Source organism: Achromobacter sp. RT286_PF (genome assembly GCF_059760425.1).
Genome location: NZ_JCBAMR010000005.1, coordinates 120,982 through 145,643, shown reverse-complemented (window position 1 = coordinate 145,643; position 24,662 = coordinate 120,982). Strand labels below are relative to the sequence as shown.

Annotated in this window: 12 protein-coding genes and 1 pseudogene; 9 read left to right on the top strand and 4 right to left on the bottom strand. The window is 64.6% G+C overall.

Features of this window, described 5'->3' with window-relative positions; all coding sequences use genetic code 11:
• Positions 1-222 precede the first annotated feature (222 nt).
• The 6 genes from AC6LJY_RS06835 (at position 223) to AC6LJY_RS06810 (ending at position 18,909) form a co-directional block, all read left to right on the top strand.
• Positions 223-11,289 (top strand): cadherin-like domain-containing protein, encoded by an 11,067-nt coding sequence (locus tag AC6LJY_RS06835; protein WP_498135572.1) that lies wholly within the window; start codon positions 223-225, stop codon positions 11,287-11,289.
• A gap of 16 nt (positions 11,290-11,305) precedes the next feature.
• Positions 11,306-12,829, top strand: a complete 1,524-nt coding sequence (locus tag AC6LJY_RS06830) for a TolC family protein (RefSeq protein WP_314355815.1) — start codon at positions 11,306-11,308, stop codon at positions 12,827-12,829.
• A gap of 22 nt (positions 12,830-12,851) precedes the next feature.
• Complete coding sequence (locus tag AC6LJY_RS06825; RefSeq protein ID WP_498135571.1) at positions 12,852-13,613, top strand: efflux RND transporter periplasmic adaptor subunit; 762 nt, start codon at positions 12,852-12,854, stop codon at positions 13,611-13,613.
• 5 nt (positions 13,614-13,618) lie between these two features.
• A complete protein-coding gene (locus AC6LJY_RS06820; protein ID WP_498135570.1) occupies positions 13,619-14,956 on the top strand; it encodes an efflux RND transporter periplasmic adaptor subunit in 1,338 nt (445 codons plus the stop codon).
• Between the two features lie 18 nt (positions 14,957-14,974).
• The gene (locus AC6LJY_RS06815; protein WP_498135569.1) at positions 14,975-17,071 is read left to right on the top strand and encodes a site-2 protease family protein; all 2,097 of its coding nucleotides are present in this window, start codon (positions 14,975-14,977) and stop codon (positions 17,069-17,071) included.
• Positions 17,072-17,211: 140 nt separating this feature from the next.
• Positions 17,212-18,909 (top strand): sensor domain-containing diguanylate cyclase, encoded by a 1,698-nt coding sequence (locus tag AC6LJY_RS06810; protein WP_498135568.1) that lies wholly within the window; start codon positions 17,212-17,214, stop codon positions 18,907-18,909.
• Positions 18,910-18,942: 33 nt separating this feature from the next.
• Here AC6LJY_RS06810 and AC6LJY_RS06805 read toward each other — a convergent pair whose 3' ends face one another.
• Positions 18,943-19,860 (bottom strand): LysR substrate-binding domain-containing protein, encoded by a 918-nt coding sequence (locus AC6LJY_RS06805; RefSeq protein ID WP_498135567.1) that lies wholly within the window; start codon positions 19,858-19,860, stop codon positions 18,943-18,945.
• A gap of 174 nt (positions 19,861-20,034) precedes the next feature.
• On the opposite strand from AC6LJY_RS06805, the pseudogene AC6LJY_RS06800 reads away from it, so the two are divergent.
• Positions 20,035-20,544 (top strand): annotated as a pseudogene (locus AC6LJY_RS06800) (sugar ABC transporter); the annotation flags it as partial.
• Positions 20,539-21,390, top strand: coding sequence for an MBL fold metallo-hydrolase (locus AC6LJY_RS06795; RefSeq protein ID WP_498135626.1), 852 nt, complete (start codon positions 20,539-20,541; stop codon positions 21,388-21,390). The pseudogene AC6LJY_RS06800 and the gene AC6LJY_RS06795, both read left to right, overlap by 6 nt.
• A 64-nt stretch (positions 21,391-21,454) precedes the next feature.
• Here AC6LJY_RS06795 and AC6LJY_RS06790 read toward each other — a convergent pair whose 3' ends face one another.
• The 3 genes from AC6LJY_RS06790 to AC6LJY_RS06780 form a co-directional block, all read right to left on the bottom strand.
• Positions 21,455-21,757 carry a hypothetical protein gene (locus AC6LJY_RS06790; RefSeq protein WP_498135566.1) on the bottom strand — a complete coding sequence of 101 codons (303 nt, stop codon included), beginning with the start codon at positions 21,755-21,757 and terminating at the stop codon, positions 21,455-21,457.
• 228 nt (positions 21,758-21,985) lie between these two features.
• Positions 21,986-22,429, bottom strand: coding sequence for a DUF695 domain-containing protein (locus AC6LJY_RS06785; protein WP_104145247.1), 444 nt, complete (start codon positions 22,427-22,429; stop codon positions 21,986-21,988).
• Positions 22,430-22,519: 90 nt separating this feature from the next.
• Positions 22,520-23,428, bottom strand: coding sequence for a LysR family transcriptional regulator (locus AC6LJY_RS06780; RefSeq protein ID WP_498135565.1), 909 nt, complete (start codon positions 23,426-23,428; stop codon positions 22,520-22,522).
• A 120-nt stretch (positions 23,429-23,548) separates the two neighbouring features.
• Between AC6LJY_RS06780 and AC6LJY_RS06775 the strand changes: the two genes are divergently transcribed.
• Positions 23,549-24,646, top strand: a complete 1,098-nt coding sequence (locus tag AC6LJY_RS06775) for a mandelate racemase/muconate lactonizing enzyme family protein (RefSeq protein ID WP_498135564.1) — start codon at positions 23,549-23,551, stop codon at positions 24,644-24,646.
• The last annotated feature ends 16 nt before the right edge of the window (positions 24,647-24,662 follow it).

Sequence of the window (24,662 nt, the reverse complement as noted above, 5' to 3'; positions counted from 1 at the left end):
CTAGAAGGCCTGCCAGCGCCCCTGCATGCGACGCGGCAAGACGCCGTGCCGCTTCGTGTGGCCGGGTCGTCCTGACCCTGGCCGGCGCGGCTGATCCGCGTCAGTAAGCACCTCCGATTTCGAGGGAGCCTGAGCATGCAACAGGAAGACCGTTCGCCGTTCTATCCGACGTCAAGGAGCTTGGCTCTTGAACCGCGTTTATTGTTCGACGCAGCTGGCGCTGTGGCTGCCGATCAACAGCACAATGCCCAACCCGATGCCTCCCATGCCGATGCGGCGCCCACCGATACGCCCGCCGCCAGAAGCGTGCTGGTCATCGATGCGCGTGTGAGCGGCGCGCAGGCGCTTGCCAATAGCGCCACGCCAGGCACGAAAGTCGTGGTGGTGGACGCCGCGCGCGACGGCGTCGCAGCGGTGCAGGCTGCGCTGGATGTCCTGGGGCAAGTGGACGCCATCCAGATCCTGGGACACGGCACTCCGGGCCAGATGATGTTGGGCAGCAGCGTGCTGTCAGCCCAGTCTGCCGATACGCTGCGCACCTCAGGTTGGGGCTCGCACTTAAGCGCCAACGCCGACATCCTGCTCTATGGGTGCGACACGGGCCAAGGCCAGGCGGGCGCTGCCCTGATGGCCACCATGGCCACGCTGACGGGTGCCGATATCGCGGCGTCCACCAACGACACGGGCAGTGCGGGGCAGGGCGGCGACTGGCTGCTGGAAACATCCACCGGCCCGATCGAAAGCCGATTGGCCGTCGACGCCGCTGCCCTGGCCGCCTATCAGGGCTTGATGGCCAACGCCGACCCGACATTGACCGTCAACGGTTCATCCGCCGACATCCTCTTGGGCAGCGACGCATTGATCCAAGTGACGATGACGAATCCGTCGACCCAGGCCGGCTACGCGCCCTTTATCGACGTACTGCTGCCCACTACCGGCTTCGACGGTGACGATGGCGTCAGTTTTGTGTCGGCCAGCGCGCTGGGTATCAATCTGGTCAGCCACGTCGTCACCTTCGGCGCCGACGGCACGGCCTTGCATCCGCTGGCGCGCGACGCCAACGGCAATGCGCTGGTGATTCGGGCGTCGGACTACGGGTACCGGGCCGGTGATCAACTCGTGGTGCTGGAGCTACCGTTTGCGGGCTTCGGCAAGGACCAGCCCGCCATTGTGGTCGACATCAAGTTGCACATGAGCGACTTGGCGGACGTGAACAAAGACCACCTTGTCAGCCTGCGCAGCGGTTTCCAATATGGCAACGACGCGCTGGACAACCCGCAGCAAGACCCCTCCATTCTGGAGGCGTCGTTTGACACCTATGCGCTGCGCTCCACGCCGCTGACCGTGACGCAGACGCTGGACATGGTGGAAGGCGAAACCGTTACAGGCGAGAATTTTCCGCACACGTTGACCGTAACGGCCACGCCCGCACCCGGCCAGACCGTGCAGAACCTGGTGTTGAACCAGACGCTGCCCGATACGATCCGCGTGCAAAGCATTACGCCCGATGCGGGCGGCGTCATTACGCGCCTGGTGTTGGCGGACGGCACCGAGCTGACGTCGCAGTTCGCCATTACGGCGGCGCTGTCGACCTCGCCCTATCTGAGGGCCTATACCGTCAGCTACGCCAGCCTGTCCGCTCCGGCCGACACCTTGGTGAAGTTCTACGTAGCCCAGACGGATGCCGCCGGTGTTGCGGTGCTGGACCCGCTATCGGGCGATAACCGCACGATCGACATCGGAAGTCCCACCGTGGCCGGCGGATGGCACCCCCTGGACCCGCGCGACGTGCCTGCGCCGCTGCCGCTGCTGCCCGTCGTGGACATCGGCGACCCGGCAAGCTTTGTCGCCAAATCCATCACCCTGCACAAGACTGCGGGCATCGCGGTGGACCAGGGCATTGCGGGCCTGTCGCCGGGCGATACGCTGGGCTTTCGGTACGACATTGCGCTGTCCGATTACTTTGCCTTTGGCAAGACCGTGTTGGGGCAGGGGCAGCTTTCCGTGACCGACATGCTGGGCAACGGCATGACCTTTTCCGGCCAGCCGGTGCTGACCTTCACGCAAGACGGGCAGGTCTATTCGGTGGCGCTGGTCTACACGCTGGGCACGAAAACCGCCGCCGGTACGCCGATCACGTTCGACATTGCCGCGTCGCTGCGCAATGCGGGCCTGCCGCTGGAAATCCTGGCGGGCGATATCGCCAGCAACGGCACGCAGCAGGGCGCGACGCGCGCCACGGTCAACTATCAGGCGCAGGTCGATCAGGCGTACCAAGGCAACTATTCGCAGGCCGAAATCAACGAAGGGGATGCGCTGGGCAATAGCGCCGTGCTGGAAGGCACCGTCGTGCAGAACCGCGTGAACCTGGGCGGTAGCGAAAGCGACGGCTCTGACGTGACGTTGACCATCCCCACCAGTGCCGTCGATATCGGCGTGTTCCAGGTCAACGGCAACATCGTGTCGCCGTCCTACGAGCTCAAGCCGGGCGACGTGGTGACCTTCCGCCTCAGCTACGACCTGCAAACCGGCGACTACGAAAACCTGAAGTTGACCGCGTACCTGCCCTTGCCGCTGTTCAACACAAGTGGCGCCTGGTCCCAAGGCATCGGCGACCACAACTGGTCCTACGGTTTGAATGACACCCACCCCGGTACTGTGCAGTCGGTCACGGCCGGTGCGGGCGATTCCCTTGTGTTTGACTTTGGCGATTACGCCATGCAGGCCGACCCCACGGGCCAGAATCGCATCGAAGTGCTGTTCACGTTGCGTGTGACCGACCAGCCGTTTGCCGATCAACGTTCCATTACCGTGTTGGGCCAATCGAACCAGCTGACGACCATTGGTCAGCAGCAACTGATCAGCAGCGATACCGTGTTGATTCAGTCCGTGGCTGAACCGGTCTTGTCCATCACGCACGGCGTCGTCGCATCCACGGGCGGTACCGTCACTGGCACGACTGGCACGTGGTCGGGGGCGGGGTCGGCCGGGCCCGCCTTTACGGGCTCAATCACGGATCTGACGGCGCTTGAAGGCAGCGTGGCCGGCATGGACGCCGGCGACGTTGTGCGCCTTGCCACTGGCATCGAAAACACGGGCGGCGGCGGCGCGTTTGATGTCAGTACGACGGTGCAGCTGCCGGCGGGTTTGGGATTTCTGGGCGGCAGCCTGGCTGCCGCCAACCTGGTCGTGGCGCGGGGCGACGGCACCGTGTTGCAGCTGAATGTCGACTATGTCGTCAACGGCAACGCCATCACGTTTCTGGATGCCGGCGGGCAAGCGTCGCTGCTGGCGGGCCGCGCCGGCTCGGCGGCGGATACGGCGGGCAGCAATATTGTGGTCATTACCTATGACACCGTCGCCAGCGCGTCGGTGGCCGCCAGCCAAAACCTGCGCAGCGCCGCCGTGCTCACGCGTTATGCCAGCACCAACGACGGCGCCGACTTCACGCCCACCGACTTGACCGATACGGCCGACGCCGCCGTTGCCGCGCCCATCATTGAAAAAGTCTTTGCGGGCGGCAGCCTGGACCCCACCGATTCCAGCGCGCCGCACACCAGCGGCAGCGATCTGGTGGTGGGGGAACGCATGCTGTACGACATCATCGTGACCCTGCCTGAAGGCCAAACCCAGAACCTGCGGCTGGACGACCTGATCCCGGCCGGGATGGCGCTGGACACGAGCTTTGGCACAGGTGGCTACCTGCTGATCACGTCGCGGGCCGGCAGCACGGCGCTGAGCGCGGACTTCGCCGGCGTGGTCGCGGTGGCCAGCGTGGGTGGCATCGGCGGCACGGCGGGCACGGACGGTACCGATGTGCGGATGACCTTCAGCGCCAGTTCCGCCGCCGGCAACAACAACGCGGCCGACAACCGCTTTGTGATCCGCGTGGCGTTGCTTGCGGTGAACGCGCAATCCAATCAAGCGGGCACGCTGCTGATCAACGACGCCCGGCTGACTTACACCGACCCGGATGGCGACACGCCCAATGGCGTCACGCCCGCCGATCGCAACGTGGCAGCGCAGGGCGCTTTGCCCACCGTCACCATTGTTGAACCGACGTTAAGCGTGACGCAAACGGCGGTCAGCACCGGGTCAAGCGTCGGGGTGGACCGGGGCGACACGCTGACCTATACGATCACCATCAGCAATGGCACGGCGGCAAGCGATGTCGACGCGTTTGACGTGACCTTGCGCGACGTGCTGCCCACCGAGTTGAGCGACGCGCAGATTATCGGCGTAACGCTGTATACCGGCGCCACCATCACGGGTTCCGGCGATTTCATCATTCAGAATGGCGAACTGCGCACGGCGGACGGCAGCAAGCTGGATATCCCGAAAGGCGGCGCGGTGGTGTTGCGCGTTACCGGCACCCTTAATGCGCTGACCGGCACCCAGGGCTCGGTCGACAACCAGGTCAGTGTGCAGTGGACCAGCTTGAATGGCGCGGCGGCCGCAGAGCGCACGGGCGTTGACGGCGTGGTTGCCAGCGGCGTGCTGAACGACTATCAGCTGAGCAACACCTTGTCCGAGCGGGTCGCGGCCGACGCCACCATCAGCCACGTGGGCGGGCTGACGGACACCGCTGCCGGCACGCCTTCCACTGCCGACCCGCAAGACGTGGCGGTAGGCGAAATCATCCATTACCGGGTCGCCTTCGTGGTGCCGGAAGGCACGGACCCCGCCGCCGCCATACGCGTGCTGCTGCCGCAAGGCCTGACCTTCATGAACGACGGCACGGCCACGCTGGGCTTCATTGCCGACAGCGTGGGCGGCGTGGCGGGCTTGCAATCGACGCTGGCGGGATTGATTGCGTCCGGCAGCGTCGCCATTAACGGCGGCCTTACCGACGAAAGCCAAAGCCTGCTGGCGCCCGACCTGTCCGGCACCCGCGCGACCGGTGTCATCAACCAGGCCAACATCAACACCAGTGACCCGCGCGCGGTCATGCTGCAACTGGGCACACTTGTCAACGCCAACAACGACGCCGATTTCGAGGTGATCTATTTCGAGTTCAACGTGCGCGTGGATAACGCCTCGGGCGTCGTGGCGGGCCAGCAGTTGGCCGTCAAGGCCGATTTCCTGAGTGGCGGCGACGTGCGCACCAGCACGGATTCCGCCATCGAACGCGTGGTGGAACCCAAGATCGACAATCTGGATAAAGCGGTCACCGCGTTTGACCCGGGCGTTGCGGGGGCCACGGGCCAAGCCACCTACGCGGTCACTTTCGGCAATACCGGCAGCGCCGTCGCCTATGACGTGGCGTTGACCGATACCTTGCCTTCGGGGGGATCGAACCTGACGGTGCAGGGCTTGACGATCGACGGGGTGGCGTACACGCCCGGCGCGTATCCGGCAGGGGTGACCGTGACGGTAGCGGGCGACACCGTCACGGTCACGATGGACCGGCTGGCCGTCGGCCAGACCGTCAGCCTGGTCTATACCGCAGACTTGCCCAACAACGTACTGTTGGCCGACACGCAGGCGCGCGTGGCGTATACCAGCTTGCCCGACAGCTTCCAAAGCTATGCCGGCACGTCGGTCGGCGTAGCCGGCACGACCGGCGGCGAACGCACCGGCGCCGGGGCCGCGCCCAATACCTATTTGGACAGCGACGCCGCCGGGGTCAGCCTTATCAGCGGCGTGTTGTGGAACGACACCGATAGCGCTACCGGCAGCACCACGCCGGACGGTCCGGGCTTGCAAGGCCAGGCCGTCACCTTGACATGGGGCGGCGCGGACAACGATCTGGCCACCGCCGCCGATAACCGCGCGTGGACGGTCACCACCGACGCCAACGGTTACTACCATTTCGGCGTGCTGGGCGCCGGCGTCTTCCGCATCGACGCCGCCCCTGGCATTACCTTGGCGCCGCCCGTGGGGCAATTGAATGTCCGTATCGATAGCGATGGCGGCACGCCTTTGGCGCAGGTAAGCGCACAGTTCGGTGACTTGGGCGCAAGCGCCGCCGGCAACATCGGCTATGTGGAACGCAACGACGCGCCCACGGTAACGCCGGCAGCCGCGCAAACGGTGGACGAAGACACCACGCTGCTGATCCCGGGCGTCAGCGTGGACGACCCGGACTCCGGATCGGGCTTGATCCGCGTGACGCTGACGGTGGGGCATGGCGGGTTGAATCTGACCCTGGGCGGAGCAACGGTGGTGGCCGGGGCCTTGAACAGCCGCACGGTGACCTTGCAAGGCACCAAGGACGACTTGAACTTGGCGCTGGCCACGTTGGCCTATACGCCTTCCGCGAACTACAACGGCGACGATACGTTGGTGATCCGGGTAGATGACCAGGGCCAGCGTGGTGACGTTGACGGCGATGGCGTCCCCTTCGAAACGGGCGACGACAATCTGAGCGCCTCGGCCACGGTAGACATCACCATCACCCCGGTGAACGACGCGCCGCAGGGCGTGGATGACACGGCTGAAGCCGTCGAGGCGGGCGGGGTGCTGAACGGCACGCCGGGGGTCGACCCGCGTGGCAACGTGTTGGCTAACGACACCGATGTCGATATCGCCACCAATCAGGACATTCTCACCGTTACGTCCATTTCCCAGGGGGGCACGTCGGAAGCAGTGGCGCCCGGCACCACGGCCGTGCTGGTCGGCGTGTACGGCGAACTGCACATGGATGCACTGGGCGGCTACCAATATGTGCTGAACAACGACAGCGCGGCGATGCAGCAACTGCTGGCGTCCAGCGCACCGCTGACCGAGAGCTTCAGCTATACCTTGCGCGATATTGGCGGACTGACGTCATCCGCCAGTCTGACCATAACGATTCGTGGCGCGAACGACGCCCCGGATGCGCAGCCCGACACCGCAGCCGTCACGGAAAAGGGCGGCACGAACAACGACACCGGCGGCGGCCCGGTCAGTGGCGAAGTGCTGTCGAACGATTCGGATGTGGATCTGGGCGATACGCGCACCGTGACGCTTGCGCGCCCGCTGCTGTCCACCGGTTTCGGCGCCTTGGTCACGGTGGCGCCGGGCACCACGCGCGACGATGCGGCGCCGGTGACAGGCCGCTACGGCACCCTGACGCTGGGCGCGGACGGCACATACGCGTATGTGTTGGATGACGCCAATCCGCAAGTCCAGGCCCTGAACGCGGGGCAGACCCTGACCGAGGTGTTCCAGTACGCCGTGACCGACGCGGGTGGCTTGAACGCGGTAGCGACCCTTACCATCACCATCAACGGCGCCAACGACAACCCGGTTGCGCGCGACAACGTGGCTGACGGCTACACGGCTCGCGTGGATACGGCCAACGGCACCGTCATTGGCACGCCCGTGAACCCGGCGGGCAACGTCATTCTGGATGAACGCGACGCCGGAACAAGCGGTGAGGTCGATAGCGATGTCGATAACGACGTTGCCGGTGACACCGTCAGCCAGATCCGCCTGTCGGGCGGCGTCGACCAGGACCTGACCGGCCCCGGCCAGGTGCAGGTGATTGGCCAGTACGGCACCTTGTTCATCGGCCCGGACGGCGCGTATCGCTACGAAATCAACAGCTTGAGTCCTGCCCTGATCGCGCTGAATCCCGGCGAGACGGCCACCGAGAATTTCATCTACACCTTGCAGGATGCCCAGGGCGGCAAGTCGTCAGCCGCCCTGGCTATCGTGATCCACGGGGTGCAGGATCAGCCGGTAGCCAGCGACATCATCGGTGTGGCCGTCGAGGCGGGCGGTGTGACAAACGGCCAGCCCGGCCTGGACGCATCGGGCGACGTCACGCGTAACGACACGGACCCGGATGGCGATGCGCTGACCGTGGTCGGTATCCGTACCGGCCGAGAGGCAGCGGGTAGCGGCGGCACCGGCATCATTGGCCAGGAGCTGACGGGCTTATACGGCAAGCTGGTCCTGGGCGCGGATGGCCGCTACACCTATGAACTGAATAACGACGACCCCGCCGTGCAGGCCTTGCGCACGGCGGGCGATACCCTGGTCGACTATTTCACCTATACCGTCAGCGACGGCACGCTGTCCGACACCGCCGAACTGCGCATCCGAATCTTCGGCCGCAATGATGCTCCGGACGTCAAGAACCATACGGACGAGGCGGTGGAAGCGGGCGGCACGAACAACGCCAGTGGCGGCCAGGAGGCCTCCGGCAACGTGCTGGACGACGCCGAAGACGTGGACAGCGGTGACACCCTTACCGTCACCGGCGCGCGCACCGGCGCGGCCGGCCCGCCGGTTGTCGACGGCCCTGGCGGCGTGATCACGGTGGTAGGCGCCTATGGCACGCTGACCCTGCGTCCCGACGGTAGCTATGCCTATGCGGTGGACAACGGCAATCCGCTGGTCAACGCGCTGGCCCCCGGCCAGAGCTTGAGCGAAACGTTCAGCTACCAGGCGACCGACACCGGCGGTCTGTCCGACGTGGCGGAATTGACCATTACGATACGCGGTGCAAATGACGCACCGACGTCCGACAACGAAACCGCCTTGGCCCAAGAGAAGGGCGGCACGGCCAACGGCTCGGGCGGGCTTGATCCCACCGGTAACCTGCTGGATGCGGGCGACACCGATCCCGACAACGGAGACACCCTGCGTATCGGCGGGTTCCGCGCCGGCGCCCTGTCCGAGGGCGGCGCGATGAGCTATGCCGCCGGCACTGAGCTGGTCGGCTTGTACGGCACCTTGCGTGTGAACGCAGACGGCAGCTACACCTACACCGTCAATAACGACCTGACCGCCGTGCAGCAACTGCGGCTTAGCACGCAAACGCTGATCGACACCTTTACCTTTCGCGTGTCGGACGCGGGCGGGCTGTTCAGTGACTCGCAACTGACCGTGACCCTACGCGGCGCGAACGATGCACCTGTCGCCACGCCGGATACGGGATCGGCCGAGGAAGCCGGCGGGGTGAACAATGGCACGGGGGGCCAGGCGGCCAGCGGCAATGTGCTGAGCAACGACAAGGATGTGGACGCGGGCGACACGATGAGCGTTGCGGCGGTCGTCAACAGCAGCAACGCAGCGGGCGTGATCGGCGGGGATTCGGCCGGTTTGTACGGCACGCTGCGCCTGGCGGCCGATGGCACGTACACCTACGCAGTCAACGACGCGCTGGCCGCCGTGCAGCAACTGCGCGCCGGGCAATCGCTGCAAGAGACGTACACGTACACCGTACAGGACGCGGGCGGCTTGACTCACACGGCCGTGCTGACCATCACCATTGCCGGCCGCTACGACACTCCCCAGGCGGTCAATGACACCGGCACAGCCACGGCGGGTTCGTCGGTGGTAGCGCCCATTGACGCGACCGGCGAGGTTCTGGGCAACGACCTGGACGTGGACGCCGGCGACACCAAGGCGGTGAATGGCATTCGTGCCGGTACGGAAGACCCCTTGCGCCCGCTGGTCAGCGTGGGGGGTGCGCCCGTGCGCGTGAACGGTCAGTACGGCTGGCTGGAGATCGGCTCCGATGGCCGCTACACCTACCACGTGGACTCCAGCAACGAGCAGGTCGCGGCGCTGGCGGCGGGCGAGCAGTTGGTGGATTCGTTTACCTACCGTGTTGTTGACGCTGGCGGCCTGACGGATCTGGCGCAGCTGGACATCACCGTCATTGGCGTGAACGATCCGCCCGTGGCGGCGCCCATCATCGGTGTCGCCATCGAACAGGGCGACGTCGCGGGCAGATCCGGCGGCCGCGATGCCAGCGGCGACTTGACGCGTAACGACGTGGACGTCGAAGGCCGGGTGCTGACCATCACGGACATCCGTACGGGGCTGGCAGGCGGGTCCGGCACGGCCGGCATCGTAGGCGTGCCCTTGCAAGGCAAGTACGGCACCTTGCTGGTATTGGCGGACGGCACCTACCGCTACACGCTGGACAACGATTTGCCCGAGGTCCAGGCGCTGCGGACCTTGCGCGACACGCTGATCGACACCTTCACCTACACCTTGACCGACGACCAGGGCGCAAGCGACCAGGCGTCGATCGGCATCCTGATCCTGGGCCAGAACGACAAGCCGGTAGCGCTGCCCGATCAAGCCATTGCGATCGAGGCGGGCGGCCGCGACAACGGCACTGCCGGCCTGGATCCCACGGGCAACGTCTTTGCCAATGACACGGACGTGGATGCGGGCGACACCCAGACGGTGTCCGCCATTCGCGTCGGGGGTATCGACGGCTTGGGGGCGCCGGGGCAGGTGGGCGGAATGACGGCCGGCCTGTACGGCACGTTGACGCTGGCCGCCGATGGCACCTACCGCTATGTAGTGGACAACCACAACGCGCGTGTCCAGGCGCTACGCACCAACGGCGAAACGCTGACCGAGGTGTACACCTACACGCTGACGGACGCCGCCGGCGCGGCGGTGCAAGCCACGCTGACCATCACCCTGCACGGCCAGGACGACACGCCGGTTGCGCGTGACGACACCGGCAACGTCAACGATGTAAGCGGGCCGCCTGTTACGCAGGGCAACGTGCTGGTCAATGACAGCGACGTCGATGCGAACGAGCAGTTGACCGTGGTAGGCGTGCGCACGGCGGGCGAGGGCGGCTCGGCGGTTACCACCGGGCAGATCGGTCAACGGCTGACGGGCCGCTACGGTTTCCTGACCTTGAACGCCGACGGCAGCTACACCTATGAAATCGATCTGAGCAACCCCGACGTGGAAGCCGCGCGCGGACAGGGGCCGCTGTTGCGCGACGTCTTCGTCTATACCGTGAGCGACCGGGGCGGCCAGACGGATTCGGCGCTATTGACCATAACGCTGGACATGGATGCGATCTACGTCGCTAGCACGGACCCGCATGCGCTGATTCGCGAGTACGGCCCGCGCGGGCCGTTGTCCGACCTGACGCTGGACCCGGCGGTCTACGTCACGCCTGCTGTGCGCGATGCCTTGATGCTGCATCAATGGCTGGATGCGCTGGTGCGCGGCGAGCGTCCGGGGATGGCGCTGCCGCCCGAGATTTCGCTGGAATCGCTGGCGGACGGCTTGGCGCAAGACGGCGTGCCGCTGTCGCTGACCGGCACCATCGAAGCCTTGCAACGCTTGTCGCGCTACGAAGACGCGCGAATGCAGGCGCGTCATGGCGCGATTTCGCTGTCCGCGGACGGCTTGCTGCCGGATGTGTCGGTGTTCGCCCACAAGGAACTGGAAATGCAACGGCTTCACAAGGCCATTGCGCAGGACAAGGCGCCGCCAAAAAAAGAAGTTCCAAGATCCGGCTCGTTCAGTGATCAGATCAATCGGCTGGCGTTGCGGCAGACGTTGAACGCCACATCGACCACGCCCAAACGGTGAAGACGGAGCACGCGGGATGAAATTGAAGCAGAACCGACGTTACTCAGGCGCTATCGCCACCATCGCCATCCTGGGTTTGACGGCGTGCTCGTCGCCCCAGACTCCGCAGGCCTTCAGCCGGGACGAGGTCCGCCAGCGTGTGGAAGATGACCGCAAGCTGATGTACGCGGATCAGGAACCCATCACCCGACCGCTGACCTTCTATGACGCCGCTGCCCGTGCGCTGAAATACAACCTGGACTACCGGCTCAAGCTCATGGAGACGGCACTGTCGCGAAATCTGGTCGATGTGACTCGGCACGAGATGCTGCCCCGGCTGGTGGCGTCCGCCGGCTACACGTCGCGGTCGAACGATTCTGGCGGTACCTCCGTCGGGATCGAAGACGGCGAAGTCAGTTTGCGCCCCTCTACGTCGGAACAGCGCTATCACCGGCTGGCGGACCTGGAGATGACCTGGAGCACACTGGACTTTTTCGTCGCCTATGAACGCACGCAGCAAAAGGCGGACCAAGTGCTGATGGCGGAAGAACGCCGCCGCAAGGTGATCCAGAATGTCTTGCAGGATGTGCGCAACGCTTACTGGCGCGCGCTGGGTGCGCAACGCCTGATCGCCGCAGTGGACACCCTGACCGTACAGGCGCGCAACGGCATCAAGTCCGCGCAGGAAGCCGAAACGCGCGGATTGTTGCCACGTCAGCAGGCGCTGGCGTATCAGCGCGCGTTGCTGGATGCGGTGGGTCTGCTGGCTACGCGCCGGCAGGACCTGGAACTGGCGCGCGCCGAGTTGGCGGCGCTGATGTCGTTGCCGCCCGGTACCGAGTTCCAGGTGGCGGACGACGCCGAGGAGAAGATTCCCCCGCCCAATTTCGACATCGCCGCCCTGGAGCGCCTGGCCCTTGAGAACCGCCCGGAAATCATGGAGGAGTGGTATCGCAAGCGCGTCACGGATAACGACATCAAGATCGCCAAGGCGGAACTCTGGCCCAACCTGAGCCTGACCTTGGGGACCCATTACGATTCCAACGATTATCTGTACAACAACAGCTGGTCGTCGGTGGGCCTGCGCATTTCGTGGAACCTGCTGAACATTCTTAAGGCGCCCGCCTTGCAGGCTGCCGGCGAAAACCAGAGCAAGGTGGCCGACCTGCGCCGCATGGCCTTGTCGATGGCGGTTCTGACCCAGGTGCGGGTCGCGGCCCAGCGCTATTACCTGGCGCGCGAACAGCTGGAATTTGCAGACCAGAGCATGCAGGTGGATGGCCGCCTGCGTGACTATGCCAAGGCCAGCGCCAGTATTTCAGCCGACTCCAAACTGGAATTCTTGCGCGCGGATGCACGCTGGCTGTTGTCGCAATACCAGCGCTATGCGGCCTATTCGGATGCGCAGGCGGCATGGGGTCGCTTGTACAACTCGGTGGGCCTGGACGTGATGCCGGAAACCATCGCCAGCCACGATCTCAGCACGCTTGCGACGCAGATCGAACAGACCATGCAAGGCTGGCAGCGATCAGCGCTGCAAGCCATGAGCACGCCTCAATGATTGCACCCAAGAAGATGCACCCATGAAGATGTCCCATGCAAGGTCTAGCGCCGTGGCCGCGGTGGTGTTGATGTCGTGCGCATCGGCGCAACCCCTTCCCCCCCTCGCCGGCCAGAACGATCCAAACGCCATTCGCGTATTGCTCAGCGCCAATCCGGAAAGCACGATTTCGGCGCCGATGACCGGGCGCTTGGAGACCCTGGACGCGTCGTTGGGCCAGGCAGTGGCCAAGGACGCGGTACTGGTGCAGCTGGAATGCGCCGAACCCAAGGCCCGGCTGCGGATGGCGAACGCGGAACTGGCGGGCGCGCGGGAATCGCTGAAAGCCAAAGTGGGCTTGCGCAAGCTGGATGCGGCGGGAGACACCGAGGTCAACCTGGCCCGCGCCGCGACAGACCGGGCTGCCGCCGCCACCGCGCTGGCGCAGGCGCAAGTGGACTATTGCGTGGTGGGTGCGCCGTATTCCGGCCGGGTCGCCAAGGTGTACGTGCGCCCGCACGAAAGCGTGGCGGCGGGTGCGCCGCTGTTCGACCTGGTCGGCGACGGCCCGTTGAAGGTGCGCATGAACGTGCCCTCGCGATCGCTGCGCGACGTGAAGATCGGCACCGAGTTTCAGATCGACGTCAGTGAGACAGGTAAAACGTACCGGGCGGTTGTCTCGGCAATCAACGCGCGCGTGGACGCCGTGGCACAGTCCATCGAGCTGGAGGCCCAGGTGCACGACCCCGCCGGCGAACTCCTGCCCGGCATGACTGGCATTGCCGACTTTCCGTCACCTCGCTGAACACGATGCAGAACGATCTCTTGCTGTTGCTGCAACTGGCGGAAGTGGAGGGGCTGGCGCGCCAGGCCGACAATGTGCAGCAGCTGAGCTTTCACATCGCCAATGACGCGCATCCGCTGCTGGCCTACCGGCAGGCGCTGGTCTATGCGGACGACGGGCACGACTGGAAACTGCTGAACATATCGGCGCTGGTTTCCGCGGACGAGCAGTCCCCCTACATCGTCTGGCTGGCCGGCGCGCGCAAATGGCTGCGCCAGCGTACGGCGGGCGGGCAGGCGCAATGGATCGAGGCGCCCGCCGAGGGCGAGGCCAGCACGCTGATCCGCGATGGCTGGCGCGAATGGTGGCCGGCCGGTGTGTGGGCCTTGCCGCTGAAAGCGCGTAACGGCGCCGTACTGGGTTGGGTGCTGTACCTGATGGAGCAGGCGCCTACCGCCGGGCAAAGCACGGTCATGAGCCGGTTGTGCCAAACCTGGGCCTATAGCTGGGAATTGCTGGAGCGCGGTCGACGGCCCATGCGTCGCCCCTGGAAGCGTCGGCTACGCTACGGGGTCGCGCTGTTGCTGCTCGGCCTGTGCCTGATGCCCGTCAGGCAAAGCGCGCTGGCGCCGGCCGAAATTACCTCGCTGGATCTGCAAGTGATCAGCGCGCCGTTGGACGGTGTGGTCAAGACCGTGCACGTCAGCCCGAACCAAGCCGTCAAGGCAGGGCAGCCGCTGTTTTCACTGGACGACACTACCCTGCGCAACCGGCTTGACGTGGCGACCCAGGCGGTCGGCGTGGCGGATGCGGAGCTGATGGCGGCGCGGCAGACGGCGTTTCGTAGCGAAGACAGTCGAGCCCGGGTCACCACACTGCTCAGCCGGGCCGAAGAAAGACGCGCGGAACTGGAATCCGTTCGATCGCAATTGCAACGGCTGGACGTAACCGCGCCGCGCGACGGGATTGCGGTCTTTGCCGACATCAACGATTGGCTGGGCAAGCCCGTGGTAACCGGCGAACGCATCATGCAACTGGCAGACCCGCGCCAGCCCGCCATGCTGATTCAACTGCCGGTGGCGGATGCCCTGTCGCTGGATGTCGGCGCGCCCGTAACGCTATTCCTGACCGTGAAGCCGTTGGACCCGCTGGCCGGCAAGATCATCGAGACCAGCTATCAGTCCGCCCTGACGCCTGAAGGCGTGCCCAGCTATCGGCTACGCGCCAGCATTGACGCGGCTGATGCGCAAGATGCGCGCATCGGCCTGAAAGGCACTGCGCGCATTCGCGGCGGCCACTCGTTTTTGGGCTACGAGGCGATCCGGCGGCCACTGGCGGCGTTGCGCGCCTTCACGGGCCTATAGGGCAGGCCGGGGCGCAACATGGATGACCCTCTCGCCCAACCGCTTGCGCCCCTGCGCCAAGATCTGCGGCTCTTCGCGGGTGCACCGTATCCGGACGGCAGCCCGGCGTGGATTATCGAAGATCCGGTGCGCAACCGGCATTTTCGGATCGGGTGGCTGGAATTCGAATGTCTGGCGCGCTGGCATCTGCTGCCGGCCGACATGCTGGAAGACATCCGCAAGCAAACGCCCTTGCAGCCCGACGGCGCGCAGGTCCTGCAATTTGCCGGCTTTCTGCATCACAACCAATTGCTGCGACCTCATCCCGGGCGCAGCCAGGCCATGGCCGCGGCCGCGCCCGGCCGCCAATGGCTGACGGCCAACTGGTGGTTGCACCATTACCTGTTCTTTCGGATCCCGCTGGTGCGCCCGATGTATCTGTTGCAGCGGCTGTATCCCTATCTGCGCTGGCTGTTGCGGCCGGCAACGGCATGGACGATAGGGGCGCTGACACTGCTGGGCCTGTTCCTGACCGTGCGCCAGTGGGACACGTTCCGCCACACGCTCTTTGAATCGGTTTCGTGGGAAGGGGCGCTGGGCTTTGCCTGCGCGCTGGCGGTTGCCAAGACGCTGCATGAACTGGGCCACGCTTTGATGGCGACACACCTGGGGGTGCGCGTCGGGCATATGGGGGTGGCGTTCCTGGTGATGTGGCCGATGCTGTACACGGACACCAGCGAATCATGGCGCCTGGCCGACCCGCGCAAACGCCTGATGATCGCCAGCGCCGGCATCATCACCGAGCTTGCCATCGCGGGGCTGGCGACCTTGGGCTGGGCGCTGCTGCCACCCGGCGTGCCACGCCAGGCATGCTTTTATCTGGCCACCACCAGTTGGATATTGTCGTTGGCCTTGAATGCCAGCCCCTTCATGCGCTTCGATGGCTACTTCATCCTGTCAGACTGGCTGGACATGCCCAACCTGCACGAACGCGCCAGCGCCCTGACGCGCACCGCAATCCGGCGCCGGCTTTGGGGCTGGCAAGACCCGTGGCCCGAGGCCTTGCCGGCCCCGGTCCGGCGCAGGCTGATCCTGTTTGCATGCGTCACGTGGGTGTATCGCCTGATCGTTTACTTCGGTATTGCGCTGGCCGTATATCACTTGTTTTTCAAGGCATTGGGGTTATTCCTGTTTGCCGTGGAAATCGCCTATTTCATCGTGCTGCCGTGCTGGCGGGAGGTCAGGGTGTGGATGCAACGACGGCAGGACATCAAGCGTTCGCGACGGTGGCTGGTGCCGCTGGGGTTGCTTCTTGTGCTGGCGTGGCTGGCCATACCGTGGCCTGCCGGGGTCCGCGCGGCGGCCTTGGCTCGAAGCATCACGTTATGGACGGCGTATGCGCCGGCGCCCGCTGTCATCAAAGGGCACCATCCGCCAGGTACCGTCAAGGCCGGCACGCCATTGGTAGTGCTGGACCGCCCGGAACTGGCCAGTGAAGCGCGGGCCGCGCAGGCAGGTGTGGCGGGGCAGTCGGCGCGCTTGACCGGGTTGTTGGGGCAAAGCACCGGGCTGGACCAGCGGGCGGCCGCCATTGAAGCGCTGGCTCAGAGCCGGGCCACCGTCCGCGCCGTGGCCGCCGAGCAAGACAAGCTGATGCTCGCCGCGCCCATGGACGGGCTGTGGGTGGATACCCCGGCAGAACTGCGGGCCGGCACCTGGGTCGGCACCAAGCAAGCATTGGGCCGGCTTGTGGACCCCACACGCTGGGTGGTGGACGCCTACGTGGGCGAGTCCGACATCCATCTGCTTTCCGTGGGCGGGCCCGGCTGCTTTTATCTTGAGGACACGCCAACGCGCTACTGCGGCCATATCCGCACGATTGCTCCCGCGCGCACGCAGCAACTTAATGCGCCGATGCTGGCCACGTCACATGGCGGACCTATACCGTCGGTGCAAAAACAGGGGGCATTGGTGGCTGAAGACGCGTTGTACCGCGTCATTCTTGAGATAGATGGGCCAATGCCGGCCGTGATGGAACGGCGCGGTAAAACGTACTTTGAAGGCGCCGAACGCAGCCGGCTACTGCACTGGATGCGGCTGCTGGCCAGTCTGGCCGTCAGGGAAAGCGGGCTATAGCGTGCCCATTTGCGCGCTATAGCGTGACCATTTGCGGTGCACGGCGGGCCGAACGATGCAAATCCGGCGCGGGTTGTGACAAAATGTCAGGAACGTGGACCCGGCTGTACCGGGATATCCCATCCTGACCAGGCTTAGAAATGCCAGTTATCGGTGATTCGACATCAGCCCGACCCCCTGGCGATGGCGCGAGCCGGACGCAGCGCGAACCCGAGCGCTCGCTGGACCGGCTGACGCGGCTGGCTCGGCGCTTGTTCAATGTCGACATGGTGGTCCTGGCATGGGCCGACGCCGACGCGGCCGCTGCCGGCGGCTGGCGGGCGGTGGACGGCGCGCTTTTCGGTGATGTGCAGCGCTGGTCTGTCGAGTGCCCCGTGCACGCCGCCGACGGGCGCACGCTGGGTGCGTTGCGGCTGCTGCACGGACAGGCGCGCGATTTTTCCGACGAAGACAAGCGCGCCCTGGATGACCTGGCCGGCCTGGCGGCCACGGCCATCGAACAGCACGACGCATTGCCTGCCGACCCCGCCCATGAAGGCACTTGGCGCGAAGAAGCCCGCAAGCTGTCGCTGGCCATCGCCGGCAGTGGCACGGGCGTCTGGGACCGCAACGTGATCACCGGCGACATCACCTATTCGCCCGGCTGGAAGGCGTTGCTGGGCTATAGCGAGTCGGAGCTTTCCACGCGCATCGAGGACGCCTACACCCGTCTGCACCCGGACGACCTGGACTACGTGCGCGCGGCCATGCAGGACCATTTCGACGGCAAGACCGACAGCTACGAAGTCGAGCACCGCATCCGCTGCAAGGATGGCAGCTACAAGTGGATTTGCAGCCGTGGCAAAGTCATCAGCCGCGACGAGACGGGCAGGGCGCTGCGCATGATGGGCACGACTACGGACATCAGCGCGGTGCGCGCCATGTCGGACCGGCTCAAGCGCACGGCGGACCTGGTCGTCAACCTTACCGATGCGGTGCCCGGCCTGGTCTTCCAGTGTCGTCCGGCGGCCGAGGGCGGCGCGTGGTTTTCCTATGTCAGCGCGGGCATCTGGGACATGTTCGAGCTGACCGCCGATGACGTCCTTGCCAGTTCCACCGCCATCGAACAGCGCATCCATCCCGACGACCTGGCCGCCTATCGCGCGTCGCTGCACAACGCCGCCGCCGCGCTGACGCCATGGCATCTGGACTTTCGTGTCTGCCTGCCGCTACAGGGCGTGCGGTGGCGGCAGGGCGACGCCAGCCCGCGCCCGGACGTCGACAACGGCGTGGTGTGGCACGGCTTTGTCACGGACATCACCGACCGCAAGCGCGCCGAATTCGAACTGCGCGAGCTTGCCGCCACGGACGCGCTGACGACCCTGCCCAACCGCCGCCATTTCATGTCGCGTATCGCCGCCGAACTGACGCGTATCAAAGGTCACGGCGGCCAAGGGTCGGCGGTCCTGATGTGCGACCTGGATCACTTCAAACACATCAACGACACCTGGGGCCACGCCATCGGCGATGGCGTGCTTCAGCATTTTGCGAATATGCTGCGCGGCCAGTTGCGCGACACCGACCTGGTGGGGCGCATCGGCGGCGAGGAATTCGCCGTGGTGCTGCCCGATACCGACATCGACAGCGCACATCGTTTCGCGCAAGGCGTGCAACGCCAAATTGCCGACACGCCGTATTCGACAGGCGGACGCGATATACCGCTGACGGTCAGCATCGGCATATCCGCCCTGCATACAAAGGACGACGATGCCGAGCTGGCGCTAAGCCGCAGCGACCGCGCGCTGTATTACGCCAAGCAACGCGGGCGCAATCGGATTGAATCGGTGTTGTTCCGGTAGGACAAGGGACAGCAGCGGGATGACGCGCTGCAATTACGATGCCAGGCCCTGCGCTTCCTGAAGCAGCCATGTCGCGAATGCCTGGACTGGCCCCGCGCTTAATTCGACCGGCTCGGGCAGTACCAGGCAGAAGGTCTTGGCGACCGCTTTGCTCTTGGGCCAAGGCGCGACCAGTTGGCCTTGTTCCAGTTCTGCCTCGATGTATAGGCGCGGCACCAGCGCAACGCCCAGACCGGCGATGGCCGCGGTGATCAGCATGGCATGCAGGTCGTAGCGCGCGCCCACTGCGGAATTGGTCAGCTCGATGCCGGCCTCTTGGGCATATCGCTGCCAGGCGTCCGGATTCTGCCGCCGATGCAGGCGTGGCAGATCATTCAATGACAAGTGGGCGCCGGTGTTCATACTGGCGCCCATACCCGCATCCGCGAGCAGTGCCGGGCTGCACACCGGCACCAGCACTTCTTCCAGCAAGGGATGCAAATGCATACCGGCCCAGGCGGGATGCTCGAAATGGATGGCGGCGTCGAAACCACTGCCGGCAAGAATGAAGGGTTCCAACCGTTCGGCAATATGCACGGTTATGTCGGGATGGCTATTTTGGAAACCCTTTAGCCGTGGAATAAGCCAGCGCGTGGCGAATGTGGGGCTGGCGGCAATATCAATCGTCCCGCCCTGCACGGGCTGCCCCATCAAATAAAGGCTGTCCCGTTCCAGCCGATCCAGCGTCTGGCGAACTTGCACGGCGTAGCGCACGCCATTAGGCGCAAGCCGAACCCGGTTTCCCACGCGCTCAAACAGCGAGACGTTTAAAAATGCTTCCAGACGGGCGATCTGCCGGCTGATTGCGCCTTCGGTCAGCGCTAATTCCTGCGCCGCCCGGGCAAAGCTGCCATGGCGGGCGGCTGCCTCGAAAGCGAGTAGCGCGGAGTTGCTTGGAATTTTGCGTCGCATGAATGTGTCTTGCTTGGGGCTGTCGTTCCAGGCGCTGCAATCAGCTTGATGAAAAGTCAATGAAGACTGACTTTATATCGCTATATGCGCGGTAAATGGCAGCTTAGCATTACGTCCATGCAATGAATCGGCCGGCTTGCCGCAGCGGCCCCGTCTGTCATGAAGGACATTCTGATGATCTATACCGTGGAGTGCAGCTTTGCCGATCCCTGCAGCGAAGCCGAGTGGAACCGCTTCTACAGCGTCGATAAATTGCCCGCGCTTATATCGGTGGCCGGCTTTCACACGTCGCAGCGCTTCAAGGCAATAAGCGGGGGGTGCCCCGTCTATCTGGCCTTGCACACGATCGACGGGCTGGAGGTGCTGACGGGAGACGAGTATCGCCAGAAGGGCGGCGGCAATTTCGCGAAGTGGCAGCAGCACATCACCGATTGGCACCGCAATCTGTACGACGGTATCGGCGTTGCACCGGCCGTCAATAAAGACGAACTGCTTGTGCTGTGTGCAACCGGCGCCGAGCCCTTGATACAGATGGGCCTGACCCCGTCGGCCATGCACGCAGTGGCGCTGGAGAAGTTTCCGCAGCACCGTTGGATGGCCACGATGCCTGCGCGAAAGGCGCCGCCCGTCGAGTGCCTGGCTGAAGGGGTTTACCTGTACTCGCCGATCACAGAACAACTGACCGGTTCGCGGGCCGTTTGCCCCTTTCCAAGCCAGCAAGCCGGGGCGTACACGGTCACCGCAATCAGCGACGGCTACCTGAGCGCCAGCCTGAGCCTGCTGTCCAATATCGACGCCGGCGAAGCCGACAAAATGCAGCACGATGCTGGCGCCACGGACCCTGCCGCCGTGCATATCAACTGCTATCTGGTACGCGGCGCCGGCCGCACCATTCTTATCGACGGTGGCGCGGGGGGCATTAAACAATGGGGCGGCCGGCTGCACGCCAATTTGCGGCTGGCGGGCGTTGAACCGGGCAGCGTCGACACCATTCTGCTTACCCACGCCCATCCCGATCATGTGGGCGGCCTGGTGGACGCCGAAGGGCAAATTGCATTTCCCAATGCGCAAGTGCTGGTCCATCAGCAAGAGCTTGCATTCTGGCAGGACGACGCAAATCTAAGTCGGGCCACCGAGCGCGCGCGCGGCAACTTTCTGATTGCACGTCAGGTGTTCGACGGCTATCGCGAGACGCTAACGACGTTCACGGACGGGGAGGTGCTGCCTGGTATTCGCGCGATGCCGTTGCCGGGACACACGGATGGGCATACCGGATATCTGTTTGAATCCGCGAACCAAAGCCTGCTGGTTTGGGGAGACATCGTCCATTTCCCTCATATCCAGATTGAACGGCCGGACGTGTCGATTGCGTTCGATCAGGATCCTACGCTGGCCGCCGCCACGCGCTCGCGGCTGCTGGACATGGTCAGCTCAGAAGAGCTGTTGATCGCCGGGATGCACTTGGGGGAATTGGGCTTTGCGCGCATACGGCAAAGCCGCGGACGCTACGGCCTGGATTATGAAACTTAAAGCATGACGCGGACGACAAAGCGGTTGCTGTTGTCCATCCACGCCTTGCCTGTCAGCCATCGCCTTACAAGGTGGGCTGCGGAACGGGGGTGTCGTTCGGGACCGAGCCGGAAATGCGCGCCGGGCAGTCCGAAATCCCCCATTTGGTCACCATGCCGTTTTCAATCATGAATTTTTCCACGCATACGTGATAGGCGGACATGGGGCCCCAAATCTCTTCGTACGACACGATCTGTGCGCCGTTTTGAAGTGTGTAGCTCTTTTTGGGAGGACCCCACTTCGATATCAACGCTTCTTCCGTGCTGCCAACCCAGCTTGCATTGACGTCGTTGTAGGTCTTGGCGCGTTTGCCCGTCAGCATGCTCATTTGTGAAGTCGTACATCCGGCAAGCAGCGCGGGCAGAACAACAAGCAATGCAAGTTTTTTCATTTTGACCGTTACCCCACAGTTCGGTTATTGACGTTGATGGCTCTACAGCTTCGACGTGATAGTTCGACGTGATATTGAATTCGCGCGTCAATTTATCAGAAAGCTTGCCGCCTTGCCGTAAAACAGGCAAACGCAAGGGCATATGCTGCCCGGGCGGCCGGACGATCAGTGAATCTGATCCGAGCCTTGCGGCTGCAATTGCGACAGCCCCTTCCAATCAGGATCCTTGAACACGCGCAGATTGATGGGATAGGCCGGATGCCCGGCCAGGCATTCATTGAACGCCTGCATAAACGCGTCGACGTCATTCGTGTAGTAACGCCACTCTTTCGCGTGATTGCCGGTCAGGCACGCCACCGGCACACCGACGCTGGAATTCTCGAATCCGTTTTCGACGGCTTCTTCAAAATTGTTGGTCGACTTCTTGTCTTCGTCATTGGGCATGCCGGATTCAATGCCCGTATACGGCCAGGAGATAATGATCAGGTTGTCGTTGACTTGGCGATCAGGCGCTGGCGGCAGGCCCGTACGGAATCGCACGACGATTGACAAACCATTGATGCGGGATTCACCCACTGCCCACTGATCGCCTGGAAAAATGCTGCTCATTAAATGAATTCCTGTGCTGGGATCGAACTGATGTGTTCGACACTTCAAGCCCGGAAGTCTATCGCAAGCTGTTTATCGCGGCTGCCGTCACTAGGCCCCGCTACCCGCCAAACGGCTTTGGGCCTGCTGCGCCAAACCGTCTCGCAGCACCTGCGCCGGCCCGCTCATGTCGCGGTCGCGCGACCACACCACGGCAAGCACCGGATCTTCCAGTGACAGCAACCGGCGTGTGACCAGGCCCTGGCGTTCAGCGTAGTGCGCGCCCAGGCTTTCAACGATGGCCACGCCCAGGCCTTCTGCCGCCAAAGCGCAGGCAGCCGACGATTGCGCCACCTCGATAATCGGCCGATAGGGAAGTCCGCGCGACTCCAGCGCCTGGCGCGTGGCGCGGCCGGCGGGCAGGGCGGGCGCCAGCACAATGGGGCCGGCGGCGGCCACGTCTTCCAGCGCCAACACGGGCTGGCGCGCCCAGGGATGGTTCTTGGGCATGACCGCATGCAAGGCCAAGGGCGCCAGCCGCAGGCTGCTGACGCGGGCGATGTCCGACGGCGCGCCGATGATGATGCCCAGATCGATGCGGTGGTCCACGGCCATTTCGATGATCTCCAGGGCGGTGCCCGCGCGAACGGTCACCGCCACGGCGGGATGTGCGCGGCGCATGCCTGCCATGGCCGCAGGCAGCAGGCTGGACGCGGCAATGGCCACCGCGCCCACGTCCAGCCGCGCCAGCGCGCCTTGCCGAATGTCCACGGCCAAGCGGTCGACGGCCTCGATGCCGGCCAGGGCGTTGAGCACTTCGGGGATCAGTGCGCGCCCCTGGCTGGTGAGGTGCAGGCGGCGGTTCTCGCGGCTGAACAGTGCAAAGCCCAGCCGCGTTTCCATGTCGCGCAACAGCGCGCTGGCGGCGGGCTGCGTCATGTTGACCGAGGCGGCCGCGGCGGTGACGGTGTCGTGCCGATACATGGCGCGCAGCAGCAGCAATTCTCGTCGGTGGAACATATGAATTTCATATGGAAATAGTCAATTCATCTATTTGACCATATGAAGATGCCGCCGCCAGAATAGCCGGATCGTCTCCCGCCGTGTACCCATTGCGGTTCATTCATCACTACGCCGACCATGCCCGCCAACACCATTGTCTCTGTCGACTGCATCCCGCTACGCCTGCCGTTTCATCACTGGAGCCCGTCGCCGTTGTTCGCCGGCCGTCCGCGCGACAAACTGGACAGCGCGCTGGTGCGCGTGCAGACCGAGGACGGCACGGCGGCCTGGGGCGAATCGTATTGCGTGGAACCGCGCGCCTTGACGGCGATTTTCCAGACGCTGATCGCCCCGCTGGCCTGCGGGCGCGACGCGGATGACGACACCTTGCTGCCCGGCATGCAACGCACGCTGCACAACCTGGGTCGGTCCGGCCCCGTGGTGCACGCGCTGGCCGGCCTGGACATTGCGCTGTGGGACCTGCGCGCCCAGCGCGCCGGCGTGCCGCTGTACCAATTACTGGGCGGCAAGCGCCGCGAACGCGTGCGCGTCTATGCGTCATTGCTTCAGTACTACGGCAATGCTGAACGGCTGGATGCCGTCACGACGCGCGCCTTGAACGAGGGCTATACCGAGATCAAGTTGCACGAGCGCACCGCCGATGCGCTGGCTGCCGTGCGCCGCAGCGCGGGGCCGGCCGTGCCGATCATGGTGGACACAAACTGCGCCTGGCTGCCGGACGAGGCCGAGTCCGCCATTGCCGCCATGCTCGCGCATGATCCGTTCTGGATCGAAGAGCCGCTTTGGCCGCCGGAAGATGACCGTACGCTGGCTCGCTTGAAGCGCGCCTGCAATGTGCCGCTGGCCGTGGGCGAGAACGCCGCCAGCGCCATGGACCTGGAACGTGTCGTGGACAACGAAGCCGCGCAGTATGTGCAGCCCAGCGTCATCAAGCTGGGCCTGACCGCCGCGTGGCGCATCGCGCAGAAGTGCGCGCAAACAAGCGTCGTCTGCGCACCGCAGGTGGCGTTCTTTGGTCCGGGCTTTCTGGCCAGCCTGCACTTGATTGCCGCGCAGCAGACCGAGGTATCGCTGGAACGGCTGTACGTGGAACTTGCCCACGTGCCCTATGCGCACAGCGTGCCCATTGCCGATGGTTGGGTCCACGTGCCGGACGGGCCGGGGCTGGGCGCGGACCCGGAAGCGGCACTCGCCGAAGGACGGTACAGCGCCTGACACGACGTGCGTGATA